The following is a 14492-nucleotide window of genomic DNA, read 5'->3' as shown; positions in this document are numbered from 1 at the left end:
CCTTCATGGCAACCAAGTCCAAGAATTCCGAAACCGATGATGCTCCGCTGATCGACCTCAACGAAGCGTCGATCAAGAAGCTCATTACCCGCGCGAAGAAGCGTGGGTACGTAACCGTTGACGAACTCAACGAAGCGCTGCCGCAGGATCAGATGACGACCGACCAGATCGAGGATGTGATGTCCGCGATCTCCGAAATGGGCGTCAATATCGTCGAAAACGACGAAGAGGCCGAAGCGGAAGCCGACGCGGAAAGCGAGGTCGAGGAAATCGCCGGCGATGCCGACAGCGCCAAGCCGGCCAAGAAGACCGCCACTGCGGCAGCCAAGAAGACCACGACCACCGACCGCACCGACGACCCCGTGCGGATGTACCTGCGCGAAATGGGCGCGGTCGAACTGCTGAGCCGCGAAGGCGAAATCGCGATTGCCAAGCGGATCGAGGCGGGTCGCGACACGATGATCATCGGCCTGTGCGAAAGCCCGATCACCTTCCACGCCATCATTCAGTGGTCCGAAGCGCTCAACAGCGAAGAAATGCAATTGCGCGAGATCCTCGATCTCGATGCCATGCTGTCCAAGGAACCGCCCGCCGACAAGATGGAGGAAGGCGCTGAGGACGACGACGGCGAAATCTCGGAAGAGACTGCCGGCCCCTCGATCCGCGACGATGACGACAGCGACGAAGACGGCGACGAGAGCGACGAGGACGGCGAAAATTCGCGTCAGCGCGACGATGACGACGACGATGAAGAAGACAACACGATGTCGCTCGCGCAGATGGAAGCTGCGCTGAAGCCCGACGCGATCGAACGGTTCGCCCGGATCACCGATCTGTTCAAGAAGTTCGAACGGATCCAGGCGGATCGGGTCGATACACTCGGCCGGGGCGAGGATTTCCCGGCTTCGAAAGAAAAGAAATACGAAAAGCTGCGCGAAGACCTCACTGCCGAGGTTGAAAGCGTGCAGTTCCACGCGACCAAGATCGAGTTCCTGGTCGACAACCTTTATGCCTTCAACCGCCGGCTGACCGCGCTGGGCGGCCAGATGCTGCGCCTGGCGGAACGGCACAAGATCAAGCGTATCGATTTCCTGAAGGCCTATATCGGCAACGAACTTGACGATTCCTGGCTGAAAGAACGCACGAAGAAGGACAAGAAATGGGCCGCTTTCGCCGAACGCGAAGGCGAAGCCGTCGAACGTATTCGGGCAGAGATTTCGGACATCGCCAGCCAGACGGGCATGAGCCTGGATGAATTCCGCCGCATCGTGAATATGGTGCAGAAGGGCGAGCGCGAAGCGCGTATCGCCAAGAAGGAAATGGTCGAGGCGAACCTTCGCCTCGTGATCTCGATCGCCAAGAAATACACCAACCGCGGGCTGCAGTTCCTCGACCTCATTCAGGAAGGGAACATCGGTCTGATGAAGGCGGTCGACAAGTTCGAATACCGCCGCGGCTACAAGTTCAGCACTTACGCCACCTGGTGGATCAGGCAGGCAATTACCCGCTCGATCGCCGATCAGGCACGTACCATCCGCATCCCGGTCCACATGATCGAAACGATCAACAAACTGGTGCGGACCAGCCGCCAGTTCCTGCATGAACAGGGCCGCGAGCCGACCCCGGAAGAGATGGCGGAACGCCTCTCCATGCCGCTGGAAAAAGTCCGCAAGGTGATGAAAATCGCCAAGGAGCCGATCAGCCTCGAAACCCCGATCGGCGACGAGGAAGATTCGCACCTGGGCGATTTCATCGAGGACAAGAACGCGATTATTCCGGTCGATGCCGCGATTCAGGCGAATCTGAAGGAAACCGTCACCCGCGTACTCGCCAGCCTCACCCCGCGTGAAGAGCGCGTGCTGCGCATGCGCTTCGGCATCGGGATGAACACCGATCACACGCTGGAGGAAGTCGGCCAGCAGTTCTCCGTGACGCGCGAACGTATCCGCCAGATCGAGGCCAAGGCGCTCCGCAAGCTCAAGCACCCGAGCCGCAGCCGCAAGATGCGGTCGTTCCTCGACCAGTAGCGACATCGCGGCCAGCATGGCCGACTGAACTCGGGACAACTATCGCTTTGCGGGTGGCGCAGTGCGGCCGAAAGTCTTATGGGGCCGGCCATGCGTATCGCGATAGCTTCTGACCACGCGGCCATCGACATGAAGGCCGCCTTGCGTGAATGGTTGATAGAGGAAGGCCACGAGGTCGCCGACCTCGGACCCGACAGCCACGACAGCGTCGATTACCCCGATTTCGGCTACAAGCTGGCCGCGGTCGTTGCCGAAGGCACTGCGGAGCGCGGGATCGCGTTGTGCGGGTCCGGGATAGGCATCTCGATCGCCGCCAACCGCAATCCGGGCGCCCGCTGCGCTCTGGTATCGGAACCGCTGTCCGCCCAGCTTGCCCGCGAGCACAACGATGCCAACGTGATCGCGCTGGGTGCCCGGCTGATCGGGATCGAGCAGGCAAAGGCCTGCGTAGCGGCCTTCATCGGCACCGATTTCGGCGGCGGGCGCCACCAGCGCCGCGTCGACAAACTTTCCAATCCAAGCTGCTGAGAACGCCGATGACCACTGCGACCGCTTCCGATGCCGATATCATGCGCAACTTCTGGCACGACAGCCTTGCCGAAGCCGATCCCGAGATCGCCCAGGCGATCGAAGACGAACTGGGGCGTCAGCGCACCAAGATCGAGCTGATCGCGAGCGAGAACATCGCCAGCCGCGCCGTGCTGGAAGCGACCGGCAGCGTGTTCACCAACAAGTATGCCGAAGGCTATCCGGGCAAGCGCTATTACGGCGGCTGCGAATATGCCGATGTCGTCGAAGGCCTGGCGATCGAACGCGCGAAAGAGCTGTTCGGCTGCGACTTTGCCAATGTTCAGCCGAACAGCGGCAGCCAGATGAACCAGGCGGTGTTCCTGGCCCTGCTGGAGCCGGGCGATACCTTCATGGGGCTGGATCTCAATTCCGGCGGCCACCTCACCCACGGATCGCCGGTCAACATGAGCGGCAAGTGGTTCAATGTCGTGCCCTACGGCGTGCGCAAGGACGACGAGTTGCTCGACATGGAGCAGGTCGAACGGCTCGCGCACGAACACAAGCCGAAGCTCATCATCGCCGGCGGCACGGCCTATTCGCGCCAGTGGGACTTCGCGAAGTTCCGCGAAATCGCCGATGCGGTCGGCGCCTGGCTGCTGGTGGACATGTCGCATTTCTCCGGCCTCGTCGCCGGCGGCGCGCACCCTTCCCCCTTCCCCCACGCCCATGTCGTGACCACGACCACGCACAAGAGCCTGCGCGGCCCGCGTTCGGGCGTGGTGCTAACCAACGACGAAGGCATTGCGAAGAAGGTCAACAGCGCGGTCTTTCCGGGCATGCAGGGCGGCCCCCTGATGCACGTCGTCGCGGCCAAGGCCGTCGCCTTCCGCGAGGCCCTGCGCCCCGAGTTCAAGGCCTATGCCAGCAGCGTGGTCGAAAACGCCCGCGCGCTTGCCGCCAGCCTGGAGGAAAACGGCCTGCGGATCGTTTCGGGCGGGACGGACAATCACCTGATGCTGGTCGATCTCACGGCCAAGGACGTGACCGGCAAGGCCGCGGAAAAGGGCCTCGATCGCGCTTGGCTGACCTGTAACAAGAACGGCATCCCGTTCGATACCCGCAGTCCCTTCGTCACCAGCGGCGTGCGCCTCGGCTCGCCCGCTGGCACGACGCGGGGCTTCGGCCCGGCGGAATTCCGCAAGGTCGGCGAACTGATTGCCGAAGTCGTGGACGGCCTGGCCAAGAACGGCCCGGAAGGCGACGCCCAGATCGAGGAGCGCGTTCGCGGCAAGGTGAACGAGCTGTGCGAAGCCTTCCCCGTCTATCCGGGGATGTGATGCGCGATGCGATGCCCCTTCTGCGCGCATGACGACAGCCAGGTAAAGGACAGCCGCCCGGCAGAGGACGGCTCGGCCATCCGCCGGCGGCGCCAGTGCACCAGCTGCGGCGCGCGTTTCACCACGTTCGAGCGCGTGCAGCTGCGCGAAGTTACGATCGTCAAGAGCGGGGAGCGGCGCGAAACCTTCGACCGGTCGAAGCTCGAACACTCGGTCGCCCTTGCCTGCCGCAAGCGCGGGATCGAGCAGGAGCGGATCGATCAGCTCGTTTCCGGCATTCAGCGCCAGGTCGAAACCGCGGGGGAAAGCGAAGTGCCCTCCACCAGGATCGGCGAACTGGTGATGGAGGGGCTGCGCCAGATAGACAGTGTGGCCTACATACGCTTTGCCAGCGTCTATCGCGATTTCAGCGAAGCACGCGATTTCGAGGAATTCGCCAGCTCGATCCACGATGCCGGCGCGCAAGACGCGGGCGGCGACTGAGTGGCACCCTCCCACCCGAACGATTCCGGCGAGGGGCACGAGCGCCCCGTCATCGTGCTGGTCCGCCCGCAACTGGGCGAAAATATCGGTAAGGCCGCGCGGGCGATGCTTAATTTCGGCCTGACCGAAATGCGACTGGTGACGCCTCGCGACGGCTGGCCCAATCCGGCGGCCGGACCGGCAGCAGCCGGCGCCGATATCGTGCTGGAACAAGCAAGCGTCCATGAATCTCTGGCCGACGCCGTCGCCGATTGCGCGCACGTTTATGCGACGACGGTGCGCAAGCGCGGCGTGACCAAACCCGTGGTAACGCCTGCAGAAGCTGCGGGGGAGATCGCTGCGGCCCGTGGCCGTTCTGCCATCGTGTTCGGCCCTGAACGATCCGGCCTCGAAACCGATGACGTGGCACTGGCCCGCGCAATTCTGACCGTTCCGATCAATCCTGAATTCGGCTCGCTCAACCTTGCCCAGGCGGTGATTCTCTGCGCCTACGAATGGTCGAAAACCCAGGGCGAGCGCGGAACCCTGGTGCAGCCTACGGATGAAGAAAGCCTCCCTCCTGCCCCGCAGGAGGAGTTGGAGGGCATGATCGGCCAGCTGGAAAACATGCTGGCGCCGCGCGGCTATTTTCTTCCCGAAAGCCGGGCCGCGGCCACGCGGCGGACCCTGCGTTCCATGTTGACCAAACCCGGCTGGAACCACCTGGAAGTGCGCACGATGCGGGGTGTCCTGTCGAGCCTCGCCAGGCCGCCGCGCGACTAGCTAGCTGCGCAGCCGATCCCATTCGTCGAGCTCGTAGGCGATCGAACTTTCGACGAGCCGGTCCCAGATTTCCGCAATCGCTTCAGCCGGGAGCCCGCGCGATGCCGCGTCCTCGGCGGCAGCGGAAACGACCGCCTGCTTGCGCGCCTCATCACGAACGGCGTCGCGCGCTTCCTTGATCCGCGCGGCGGCCCGCATATAGCCGAAACGCCTCGAAAGCAGGATCATCAGTTCGCGGTCGGTGGCATCGACGCCCTCGCGCACCTCGCCCATGTCGGTGCAGGCATCGGGGTGTTTGAACGTATCAGTCATAGGCAGCGCCCTGCCCTGCGCTCTTCCCGTTGTCGAGCGTCTATGGCAAACGGCAGGCGCATGGGCGGTGGACGCCCGATCTCCCTCTTGACCGCACTCCCCATCCTGCTAATGGCGCGCCTTCGCGAATTGGCTCCGCATCCCGGTGAAGCGGCGGCCGCGCCTGAGATAATTTGCTCAGGCGGTGCGATGCCGGGTTCAATGGTCGGCCCCGCCCCGATGGTCGGTGCGGGGGGCGATCCAGCAAATCGAAGGACACGACATATGTCGAAGCGCAAAAGCGCCAAGTACAAACTCGACCGCCGGATGGGCGAAAACATCTGGGGTCGTCCGAACTCTCCGGTCAACAAGCGTTCCTATGGCCCCGGCCAGCACGGTCAGCGCCGCAAGGGCAAGATGAGCGACTTCGGTCTTCAGCTTCGCGCCAAGCAGAAGCTGAAGGGCTACTACGGCGACGTGACGGAAAAGCAGTTCAAGGCCACTTATCAGCAGGCCTCGCGGATGAAGGGCGACACCAGCCAGAACCTGATCGGCCTGCTCGAACAGCGTCTGGACATGGTCGTCTATCGCGCCAAGTTCGCCCCGACGATCTTCGCCGCACGACAGATCGTCAGCCACGGTCACATTCGCGTGAACGGCGTGAAGTGCAACATCGCGAGCCGCCGCATCAACGTCGGCGACATCATCAGCCTGGGCGACAAGGCCAAGGAAATGGCGCTGGTTATCGAAGCTCAGAGCTTGCCCGAGCGTGACATTCCCGATTACGTGGCCCCCGACGGCACCGACAAGGTAACCTTCACGCGCGTCCCCACGCTCGACGAAGTGCCTTACCCGGTAACGATGGAACCGAACCTGGTGGTCGAATTCTACTCGCGCTGATCCGCAAATCGGCGTTACAAGAAAAAGGGCGGTCCAGCGGGGCCGCCCTTTTTCGTTCGGGTCTGCAGATTGTCGGAAAGACCGCCCCTTGCCTCGGCCGCCACTATCTCAAGTTAGCGCAAATAGTCCCGGCGGAAATCGATGGCGAACTGGGTGAAGCTGTGCGTTGCGATCGCCTGGCGCATGGCTTCCATCAATTGTTGATAGAAGGCCAGGTTGTGTTCCGTGGTCAGCATCGCGCCGAGGATTTCACCCGCCTTGTGCAGGTGGTGGAGGTAGGCCCGCGAATAGCTTGCGCAAACTGAGCATTTGCATCGTTCGTCGAGCGGTGCGGTGTCTTCGGCATGGCGCGCGTTTCGCAGGTTCAGCGGGCCGTTCCACGTAAACGCCTGCCCGTTACGGCCGGAGCGTGTGGGCAGGACGCAGTCGAACATGTCGATCCCGCGCTCCACCGCCCCGACGAGATCATCGGGTTTGCCGACACCCATCAGATAGCGCGGGCGATCCTGCGGCAGCATGTCGGGCGCGAAGTCGAGCGTTGCGAACATCGCCTCCTGCCCTTCGCCGACGGCCAGGCCGCCCACCGCGTAGCCGTCGAAGCCGATGTCGATCAGCTTTTCGGCCGAAACTCGGCGCAGGTCCTCGTCCAGGGCACCCTGCTGAATGCCGAACAGCGCGGCCCCTTCGGCGTGTTCCCCGCCGCTGTCGAACGCATCCCGGCTGCGCCGTGCCCAGCGCATAGAAAGTTCCATCGACGCCGCAATCTCGTCCCTCGGGCGATCGGCGCGGGGGCATTCGTCGAACGCCATGACGATATCCGAACCCAGCAAGCGCTGGATTTCCATCGACCGTTCGGGCGAAAGCATGTGGCGTGCGCCGTCGATATGACTGCGGAACTGCACCCCATCCTCGTCCAGCTTGCGCAGAGCGGCCAGGCTCATCACCTGATAGCCGCCGCTGTCGGTGAGAATCGGGCGGTCCCAGTTCATGAAGGCGTGCAGGCCGCCAAGGCGCGCCACGCGCTCCGCCCCAGGTCGCAGCATGAGATGGTATGTATTGCCGAGCAGGATATCCGCCCCGGTCGTCCGTACCGTTTCCGGCTTCATCGCCTTCACGGTGGCCGCCGTTCCGACCGGCATGAAGGCCGGCGTGCGGATCTCTCCCCGACGCATGGCGATCGCACCCGTGCGCGCCTTGTCGTCGACGGCGTCGACCCGGAATGCAAATCGGGGCGCAGCCATCAGAAGTCGTAAACGAGAGTCAGCCGGGTGATCGTATCGGTCGAGACCTTACCCGCCGGCGGCTTGCTGTCGTAATCGACGGCATAGGTTACGCGCGAACGAAGCCGGTCGCTGACTTTGGCGTCCAGTCCGGTGACGAGGTTGAACGTGGTTCGCGTGGAATCGACGATCACCGTCGCCGCGCCGCCGGTTTCGGCGACCATGTTGGCATCCTGCGTGAACGCCAGCCGTTCGGCGATCTGCCAATCGAAATCGAAGCCGAACAGGGCCGCAAGGCGCGTTTCGTCGTCCCCTTCTTCGAAATCGGTCAGCCGCAATGCCGGGCCGGCCTTGACCGACAATTTTAGATCGTCGTTGTTCGCGACCTGATAGCCGACGCCGCCAGAAACCGCATAACGACCGGTATAGCCCTGGAGCGCGTTACGCTCGTACTGGGCGAGGCCATAGAAAAACAACTCGTCGTTGATCTCGTAACGAGGTTCGTAGGCCAGCAGAAACTGTTCGCGGCTGGTGACACCGTTGGAGCGCTGGTAGTCCGCAGTAGCCCGCAGCGAATGGCTCCAGTCCTCGCCCTGACGCTTGAGCTTGAGGCCCGCCGACAGGCCGATATTGTTGCTGTTGCCGCTCGATTCAAATCCGCCGAGCTGCCCTTCCCCGCTCCAGAGATCGAACAGGCCCGCTTCTCTGATCTTTCGCGCCTTTTCCTCGCGCGCGAGCCGGGCAGCTTCGGCCCGCTGGGTTTTCCACCCGTTCTCGATCGCGTCGATCTCCTCCGCGCCATCAGGGTTGGTCTGACGGGCCAGCGCGAGGACGGTCCTGATCTTGCCGGCATCGCCGGTTTCCATCGCTGCCTCGATCATCGCGCGCACCCCTTCCGGCAATTCGGCCTGGGCGGGGGACGGCATCGCAAGCGTCAGGAATGCAGCGCCGGCTGCGATCAGCGGAAACGGTGTCTTCGGCATGACGCCAGCGAGGTAGCGCGTCATGTCCTGAGGCGCCAGCCCGTGCGGAAGATTACTGCGATGACTGCCACGCAAATTGCGAGGAAGCCCAGCGTGAGGCCGAAAGAGATCCCGATCGACACATCGGAATCGCCGTAGAACGTCCAGCGCAGCCCGTTGACGAGATAGACGATCGGATTGGCAAGGGCGACCTTGTCCCAGGGCGAAGGCAGCATATCGATCGAATAGAACGTACCGCCCAGGAAAGTGAGCGGAGTCAGGATCAGCAGGGGCACCATCTGCAGTTTCTCGAATCCTTCGGCCCAGACACCAAGGATGAAGCCGAGCAGAGAGAAACTGGCCGCGACCAGCATGATATAGAACAGCGCGAAGACCGGATGGGCAATCGAATAGTCGACGAACAGTGTGGCGGTCGCCAGGATGATCGCGGCAAGGATCAGGCTCTTGGTTGCAGCAGCCCCGACGAACCCCAACAGCGTTTCCGCCACCCCGACCGGGGCAGACAGCAGTTCATAGATCGCCCCTGTGAACTTGGGCATATAGATGCCGAAGCTCGCATTGCTCGTGCTTTCGGACAGCAGCGTCAGCATCAGCAGTCCGGGAACGATGAAGGCCCCGTAATCGACCCCGCCGACTTCGGAAATGCGCCCGCCGATGGCGGCACCGAACACGATGAAATAGAGGCTGGTGGTCAGGACCGGCGAGACGATCGAACCGAATATGGTGCGCCGGAAACGGGCAAGCTCGTTGCGGTAGATCGCGAGCGTGGAACGCCAATTGATCATGCTGCAAGCCCCTGCCGTTCGACCAGATCGACGAAAATGTCTTCCAGGCTCGATTCCTTCTGTTCCAGGGCGGTGAACGCCACCCCGCTGTGGACCAGCGCGGTTGCAATCTCCGCCACTTCGGCCTTGCCTTTCCCGGTGCCGTCACCGCCGCGATAACACAGCGTTGCACCGTCGTCGGCCAGGGTGACCGGGAAAGCCCCCAGGGCATCGGGTATCCGATCGATCGGGCTGGCGAGAATGAAATGCGCCTCCGTCCGGCCGAGCCTTTTCATCATCGCTTCCTTTTCGTCGACCAGCAGCAGGCGACCCTTGTCGATCACGCCCACGCGATCGGCCATTTCTTCCGCTTCCTCGATATAATGGGTGGTCAGGATCACCGTGACGCCCTGTTCGCGCAGGCTGTCAATCTGTCGCCACATGTCGCGCCGCAGTTCCACATCGACCCCGGCGGTCGGCTCGTCCAGGAACAGCAGTTCCGGATCGTGGGCCAGCGCCTTGGCAATCAGCACGCGGCGCTTCATTCCGCCCGAAAGCTTGCGGATTTCCTCGTTCCGCTTGTCCCACAGGCTGAGCGAACGCAGAACCTCCTCGATCCGTGCCGGATCGGGTCCTCGGCCGAACAGCCCGCGCGAATAGCCGATCTGGCGCTCCACCGTATCGAACATGTCCAGGCCGAGTTCTTGCGGGACCAGCCCGATCCTCTGCCGTGCAGTCCGCCAGTTGCCTGCCAGATCCTCTCCGAAAGCGCGGATGGTGCCGGAACTGATCCGCACCATCCCGCAAACCGCGCCGATGAGCGTGGTCTTGCCGGCCCCGTTGGGGCCGAGCAGCGCGAAGATCTCCCCCCGCCGAATGGTCAGATCGACATTGTCGAGAGCCTTCAGGCCGCCGGAATAGACCTTGGTCAGTCCGCTGATGTCGAGGATGGGTTCGTGAATCGTTTCCATAGGTGGCGGACAATCGCCGCCTTCCCGCCAATTGCCAAGTGCTAAACGGTCGGCATCCAGTTCCCGTGAAAACCTGGCGGAACGACGTGCGGAATGTGGACTCTGGCGACATCTTGCAGCGTGGTCGCATCCAGAATGGCCAAGTCCGTCATGCGCTTGTCGCGGTCGATGACGAAGCCCATCACCCAGCCATCGCCTTCCTCCGCATCCGATCCGCCCGGCACGAATACGAATTCGCCGGGTACCGCATTTTCGCCAAACGACCGGGATACCGCGGCCCCATCCGCAAGATCGTGGCGATAGAGCGGAGCGGCCGCAAAGAATTCCGCGCTCGCGTCGTCGGGAAGGCCGACCGTCCAGACATAGCGATGAGGCCGGGTGAAGAAACGTTCGTCAGGCCGGGGGAATTCCTGCGGCTCGGCGCTTAGCACCCGGCGCCCGACACGCCCGCCGGCCGGGTCGATGGTCCACCGCTCCAGCCCCAGGTTTCGCCCGAAAGGCCCCGCCATCGGCCCGTCGAACATCGTTTCGTACACGCAACAGTCGACCACGACGCGGCCGCGTTCATCCTCGAAACTGTTCGCAACATGGAAAAGATAGGCCGGGTCCACTTCGTGCCAGGTGATTGCATCGGCCTCGCCGTTTCGCGGCAACAGCCCCACCCGGGCACGGTGCGACGGATTCCAGCGATAGGGGAAACGGTGGCCGGCGATCAGCGCTTTCATGGAAAAGGTTACGGGCAGATCGAAAATGACCACATACGATGGGGTCAGCGCACAATCGTGGATCGAGGGACCATGCTCGACAGGGATGGGCAGTTCCCGCACCACTTTGCCTGTGGGGTCGAGCACGACATGGGTTATCTGCCCCGGATTGCCTGCGTCGTAACAGATCGCGTGATACTCGCCCGTGGCCGGATCGCGGTGCGGATGGGCCGTGAACGATCCCGCCAGCCCGCCCCCGAAATCGCTGTAGGCCACCGTTTCCAGATCGCCGGAAAGCTCCGCCGGGTAAGACCCCGCTTCCACCAGCGCCAGAATGCGCGATCCGAAAGCGATTACGTTGGTGTTGACGTTGTCGCCCATGCCCCTGCGCGGTCCCGGCGCGGCAGCCAGGCCCGAGGCATCTTCCAGCGCGCGCGACCGAACGTAGCGATTGCGGTACCACTCGGCCCTGCCGCCCGACAGGCGCACGCCGTGCACCATCCCATCGCCCACAAACCAGTGGTGGCCGCGCGGGTCGGCAAACTTGGGGTTCGGGCCGATGCGAACATAGCGGCCATCCAGTTCGGGCGGGATCGAGCCGGTAACGGGCAGATCGTCCAGAGTCAGCTCGGCATCCATCGGTGCATGAAGCCCGGTGGTGAACGGATTTTCGGCATCCAGGCCGGTCCTGCGGATATCGGCGATCTTTCCAATCCCCGCCGTCACCGCGCCGCGAATGGTTTTCTCCAGAACGCTTGTCATGCCATACTCCGATCGCTAGCAAATGTGAGCAGCGTCAACATATCGGTTATGTAATCAGTGTCAACATCGGAATCGTCATACCACCACGGCGCCCTGCGCGAGGCGCTGGTCGAAGCCGGGTTGCGCGCACTGGAAGCGGCGGAAGGCAGCGCGATCTCGCTGCGTGAACTGGCGCGCGAAGTGGGCGTCTCTCCAACCGCGGTCTATCGCCATTTTCCGAACAAGGATGCCCTGCTCGCCGCGTTGGGGGACGCAGGGCTGACGAGGCTCGGCGCCGCGCAGGCTGAGGCTTATGCTGCGGCGGGCGGCGACCGGGCCGGGTTTGCCGCAACCGGCAGAGCCTATGTCCGCTTCGCGCTTGCCAATCCAGCGCTGTTTCGCTTGGTCTTCGCGCACGGCAAGGCCGGCGCAGCACATGCGGGCAAGTCCGATCCTGCGTGGGACTTGCTGAAACGCAGCACGATCACGCTGGCGGGGGGTGAAGGCGCAGCGGCCGATCGCCTGGCGTTGCAGGCCTGGTCAATCGTCCACGGGCTCGCGATGCTGATGCTCGACGGACGATTGCCGGCCGACGAAGCTTTAATCGACACCGTGATCGCCCCGGAAACCTTTTTTCCCAGCGCCAATCCGCGCTGATCGGTGACTTCGCTAATCGGCGCTGTCTGCCCGCTGCCAGGGCTGAAAGTGGACCGTTATCGATTGCGGATCGGGTCCGGTTGCTGGCAAGCGAACGTACTTGCGCAAACCCGGGATCACACCGCTCGCGCCTTCGCCATTTTCCCAACTGATGACCTTCAGATCGTCGAGCAGGAACGGTCGGCGGGCGTTGCCGGGCCAGTCCGCGACGAAACGGATATTGAACCGCGTCGGGTCGGCAGATGGCTGCGGAATATCGAAAGCGAACCGTTGCCAGCCTGGCCCCGCGGCGGTGATCGTGCCGCCATTCTGCCATTCGGAGAAGGCCTTTTCTCCGTCGAGCCTCAGGCGGTATTGCAGCGTCAGCCGCGTCCCCTCGCCCGACAGGATGCCGCCGACCGTTACAGGCGCCTTGTCGAGATCGCGCAGGGCAATCCGCTGCGCCATGGTCACGCTGTTGGCTGCCGGGACGATGCGCAAGGCGTGATCGCCGGCGTGCGCGTCGCGGTCCAGAGCGCCCTCACCGCCATCGAAAGTCCAGCTGCGGTCATACGCGGCGAACCCTTCGTGGCTTTCGAAATCTCCGCGCCACAGCAGGTCCCGGCCGAAAGATAGCTGCCGCCCGGCATCGTCACGCGCCTCCGCCGGAAAACCCGCGGCCAGAGCGGATGCGGGAACCACGACACTCGCGGCATCGGGCGCAGCCATCAGCGTCATGGCCGGCGGCGTTGCAGCGTTCGGCGCAGCGGCGGCGGCGATGATGCCGTGGCCGGCCATATCCTCGATCCGAACACCGCGCGGCCCGGAAAGCGCGCGCAGGCGCCGCAGCACCGCGTCGCGCATCCCGGCGACGGCGGGGACCGGGCGGTAGTCGCGCACGTCGATCGGCACGATCTCCGCCCGCGCGAAGCGGCTGCCATCCATCCACACCTTGAGCAACATGCTCGCCTGCGTTTCATGGATGTACTGGTCGAACAGGAAGTTGCCGAGCGAATAGGCGATCAGCTGGCCACGATGAAATTCGAACCCCTGGAGGACGTGGGGATGGTGTCCGATGACCAGATCGGCCCCGGCGTCGATTGCCGCGAACATTCGCCGCCGGCTCTCTTCCGTCGGTTCGGGCGAATATTCCCGGCTGCCGTGATACTGGACAACCACCGACCGGTTAGCGGAGCTTTCGGCCTGAACCGTTTCGACGATCGTTGCATCGTCGCCCAGCGCCGCGCCGCCCTTGGCATCTTCGGCCACCTGGTTCGGCTGGGCGCGCCCTTCCCAGCCGACGAAGCTCAGGAACGACCAGTCGGTGCCGCCGACTTGCGTGCGCCAGGGGGCAATCGCCGCCGCACGGTCGAAGCCTGCCCCCGAGTACCCTAGACCCGCCGCCGCCACAGCCGCCAGCGTGTCCGCCAAGCCCTGATCGAGATAGTCGTAAACGTGGTTGTTGCCTTGCGCAGCATAATCGACGCCGGCCCAGGCCAGCGTCTCGGCCAGCTCGGGATGGGCGTAGAACACGTAGGATTTGGGTGCCGCCGTCGTCAGTTCGCGTGCGGAAAGCGTAATTTCCAGATTGACGCTGGCCAGATCGGCCGCGCGCAAGGTGGGGGCCATGACATCCAGCAGGGCCCGCATGTCCTCTCGCCGATTGGCATCGTGAACCAGCCGGCGCTCCCCCTCCAGCGGCGTTTCATAGCGGCGCCCGCCCATGACATCGCCGCCGAACACGAACAGCTGCCGGTCGGCCCGCCGCTCCACCAGCTGCACGGGGGGAATGCGCAACGTGCCTGCCTCCACCGCCAGTTCGTGGCGCGCGAAGGCATGGTCTGCCGGATAATGGCCCGCCCCTGAAACTCGCACCGTGTAGAGAGGGCTTGCAGGCACTTCGATCCGGTATCGGCCCCTGCTGTCGGTGCGCGCGCTCTGCCCACCAACAGTTACCGTCACCCCGGCCAGCGGCGCGCCGTCGTCAGCCGAAACGACCACACCGTGGGCGGCGACAACAGCTTCCGCCTCCACCGCAGGGGCAGTATCCGAAGCGGCCACAGGTCCCGCGCACAGGGACGCGCCAAGCGCCAGAAATACCGATAATCGCAGCGACTGCATGGATCGTTCCCCCCCTTGGCGGGCTTGCCGCGCCCCGCTCCC

Annotated in this window: 14 protein-coding genes; 7 read left to right on the top strand and 7 right to left on the bottom strand. The window is 63.7% G+C overall.

The annotated features are described in order from the left end of the window. Positions 1-5: 5 nt before the first annotated feature. From rpoD to AM2010_RS04165, 5 genes are all read left to right on the top strand, one after another. The gene (gene rpoD, locus AM2010_RS04185) at positions 6-2027 is read left to right on the top strand and encodes an RNA polymerase sigma factor RpoD (RefSeq protein ID WP_047807685.1); all 2022 of its coding nucleotides are present in this window, start codon (positions 6-8) and stop codon (positions 2025-2027) included. Between the two features lie 90 nt (positions 2028-2117). Continuing rightward, the gene (gene rpiB, locus AM2010_RS04180) at positions 2118-2555 is read left to right on the top strand and encodes a ribose 5-phosphate isomerase B (RefSeq protein WP_047807684.1); all 438 of its coding nucleotides are present in this window, start codon (positions 2118-2120) and stop codon (positions 2553-2555) included. 8 nt (positions 2556-2563) lie between these two features. Then, positions 2564-3874, top strand: coding sequence for a serine hydroxymethyltransferase (glyA, locus tag AM2010_RS04175; RefSeq protein WP_047806003.1), 1311 nt, complete (start codon positions 2564-2566; stop codon positions 3872-3874). 6 nt (positions 3875-3880) lie between these two features. Then, positions 3881-4357: a transcriptional regulator NrdR gene (gene nrdR, locus AM2010_RS04170; RefSeq protein ID WP_047806002.1), complete on the top strand. Its 477-nt coding sequence runs from the start codon at positions 3881-3883 to the stop codon at positions 4355-4357. Then, complete coding sequence (locus AM2010_RS04165) at positions 4358-5119, top strand: RNA methyltransferase (RefSeq protein WP_047806001.1); 762 nt, start codon at positions 4358-4360, stop codon at positions 5117-5119. Here AM2010_RS04165 and AM2010_RS04160 read toward each other — a convergent pair whose 3' ends face one another. After that, on the bottom strand, positions 5120-5431 hold the full coding sequence (locus AM2010_RS04160; RefSeq protein WP_047806000.1) for a chorismate mutase: 312 nt from the start codon (positions 5429-5431) through the stop codon (positions 5120-5122). A 264-nt stretch (positions 5432-5695) separates the two neighbouring features. Here AM2010_RS04160 and rpsD point away from each other — a divergent pair, with 264 nt between their 5' ends. After that, a complete protein-coding gene (gene rpsD, locus AM2010_RS04155) occupies positions 5696-6310 on the top strand; it encodes a 30S ribosomal protein S4 (protein WP_047805999.1) in 615 nt (204 codons plus the stop codon). Positions 6311-6423: 113 nt separating this feature from the next. Here the strand turns inward: rpsD and tgt are convergent, their stop codons facing one another. Genes tgt through AM2010_RS04130 form a run of 5 tightly spaced genes read right to left on the bottom strand, consistent with a single transcriptional unit; the run spans position 6424 to position 11714 of the window. Continuing rightward, positions 6424-7551 (bottom strand): tRNA guanosine(34) transglycosylase Tgt, encoded by a 1128-nt coding sequence (tgt, locus tag AM2010_RS04150; protein WP_047805998.1) that lies wholly within the window; start codon positions 7549-7551, stop codon positions 6424-6426. Continuing rightward, positions 7551-8537, bottom strand: coding sequence for a DUF481 domain-containing protein (locus tag AM2010_RS04145; protein WP_150115231.1), 987 nt, complete (start codon positions 8535-8537; stop codon positions 7551-7553). Before AM2010_RS04145 ends, tgt begins: the two co-directional genes overlap by 1 nt. Beyond that, the gene (locus tag AM2010_RS04140; protein ID WP_047805997.1) at positions 8534-9298 is read right to left on the bottom strand and encodes an ABC transporter permease; all 765 of its coding nucleotides are present in this window, start codon (positions 9296-9298) and stop codon (positions 8534-8536) included. Before AM2010_RS04140 ends, AM2010_RS04145 begins: the two co-directional genes overlap by 4 nt. Continuing rightward, entirely contained in the window at positions 9295-10248 is a 954-nt protein-coding gene (locus AM2010_RS04135; RefSeq protein ID WP_236699401.1) for an ABC transporter ATP-binding protein, read from the bottom strand. The genes AM2010_RS04140 and AM2010_RS04135 overlap by 4 nt, the downstream gene beginning before the upstream one ends. Positions 10249-10289: 41 nt before the next feature. Next, on the bottom strand, positions 10290-11714 hold the full coding sequence (locus tag AM2010_RS04130; RefSeq protein ID WP_047805996.1) for an 8'-apo-carotenoid 13,14-cleaving dioxygenase: 1425 nt from the start codon (positions 11712-11714) through the stop codon (positions 10290-10292). 57 nt (positions 11715-11771) lie between these two features. Between AM2010_RS04130 and AM2010_RS04125 the strand changes: the two genes are divergently transcribed. Continuing rightward, positions 11772-12350, top strand: a complete 579-nt coding sequence (locus AM2010_RS04125; protein ID WP_047805995.1) for a TetR/AcrR family transcriptional regulator — start codon at positions 11772-11774, stop codon at positions 12348-12350. A gap of 12 nt (positions 12351-12362) precedes the next feature. On the opposite strand, the gene AM2010_RS04120 is transcribed toward AM2010_RS04125, so the two are convergent. Further along, complete coding sequence (locus tag AM2010_RS04120; RefSeq protein ID WP_047805994.1) at positions 12363-14390, bottom strand: CapA family protein; 2028 nt, start codon at positions 14388-14390, stop codon at positions 12363-12365. Between the last annotated feature and the right edge of the window lie 102 nt (positions 14391-14492).

The sequence above is a fragment of the Pelagerythrobacter marensis genome (assembly GCF_001028625.1).
GTDB lineage: Bacteria > Pseudomonadota > Alphaproteobacteria > Sphingomonadales > Sphingomonadaceae > Pelagerythrobacter > Pelagerythrobacter marensis.
The sequence above is the reverse complement of the archived record's forward strand: the minus strand, read 5'-3'. Positions and strand labels throughout refer to the sequence as shown.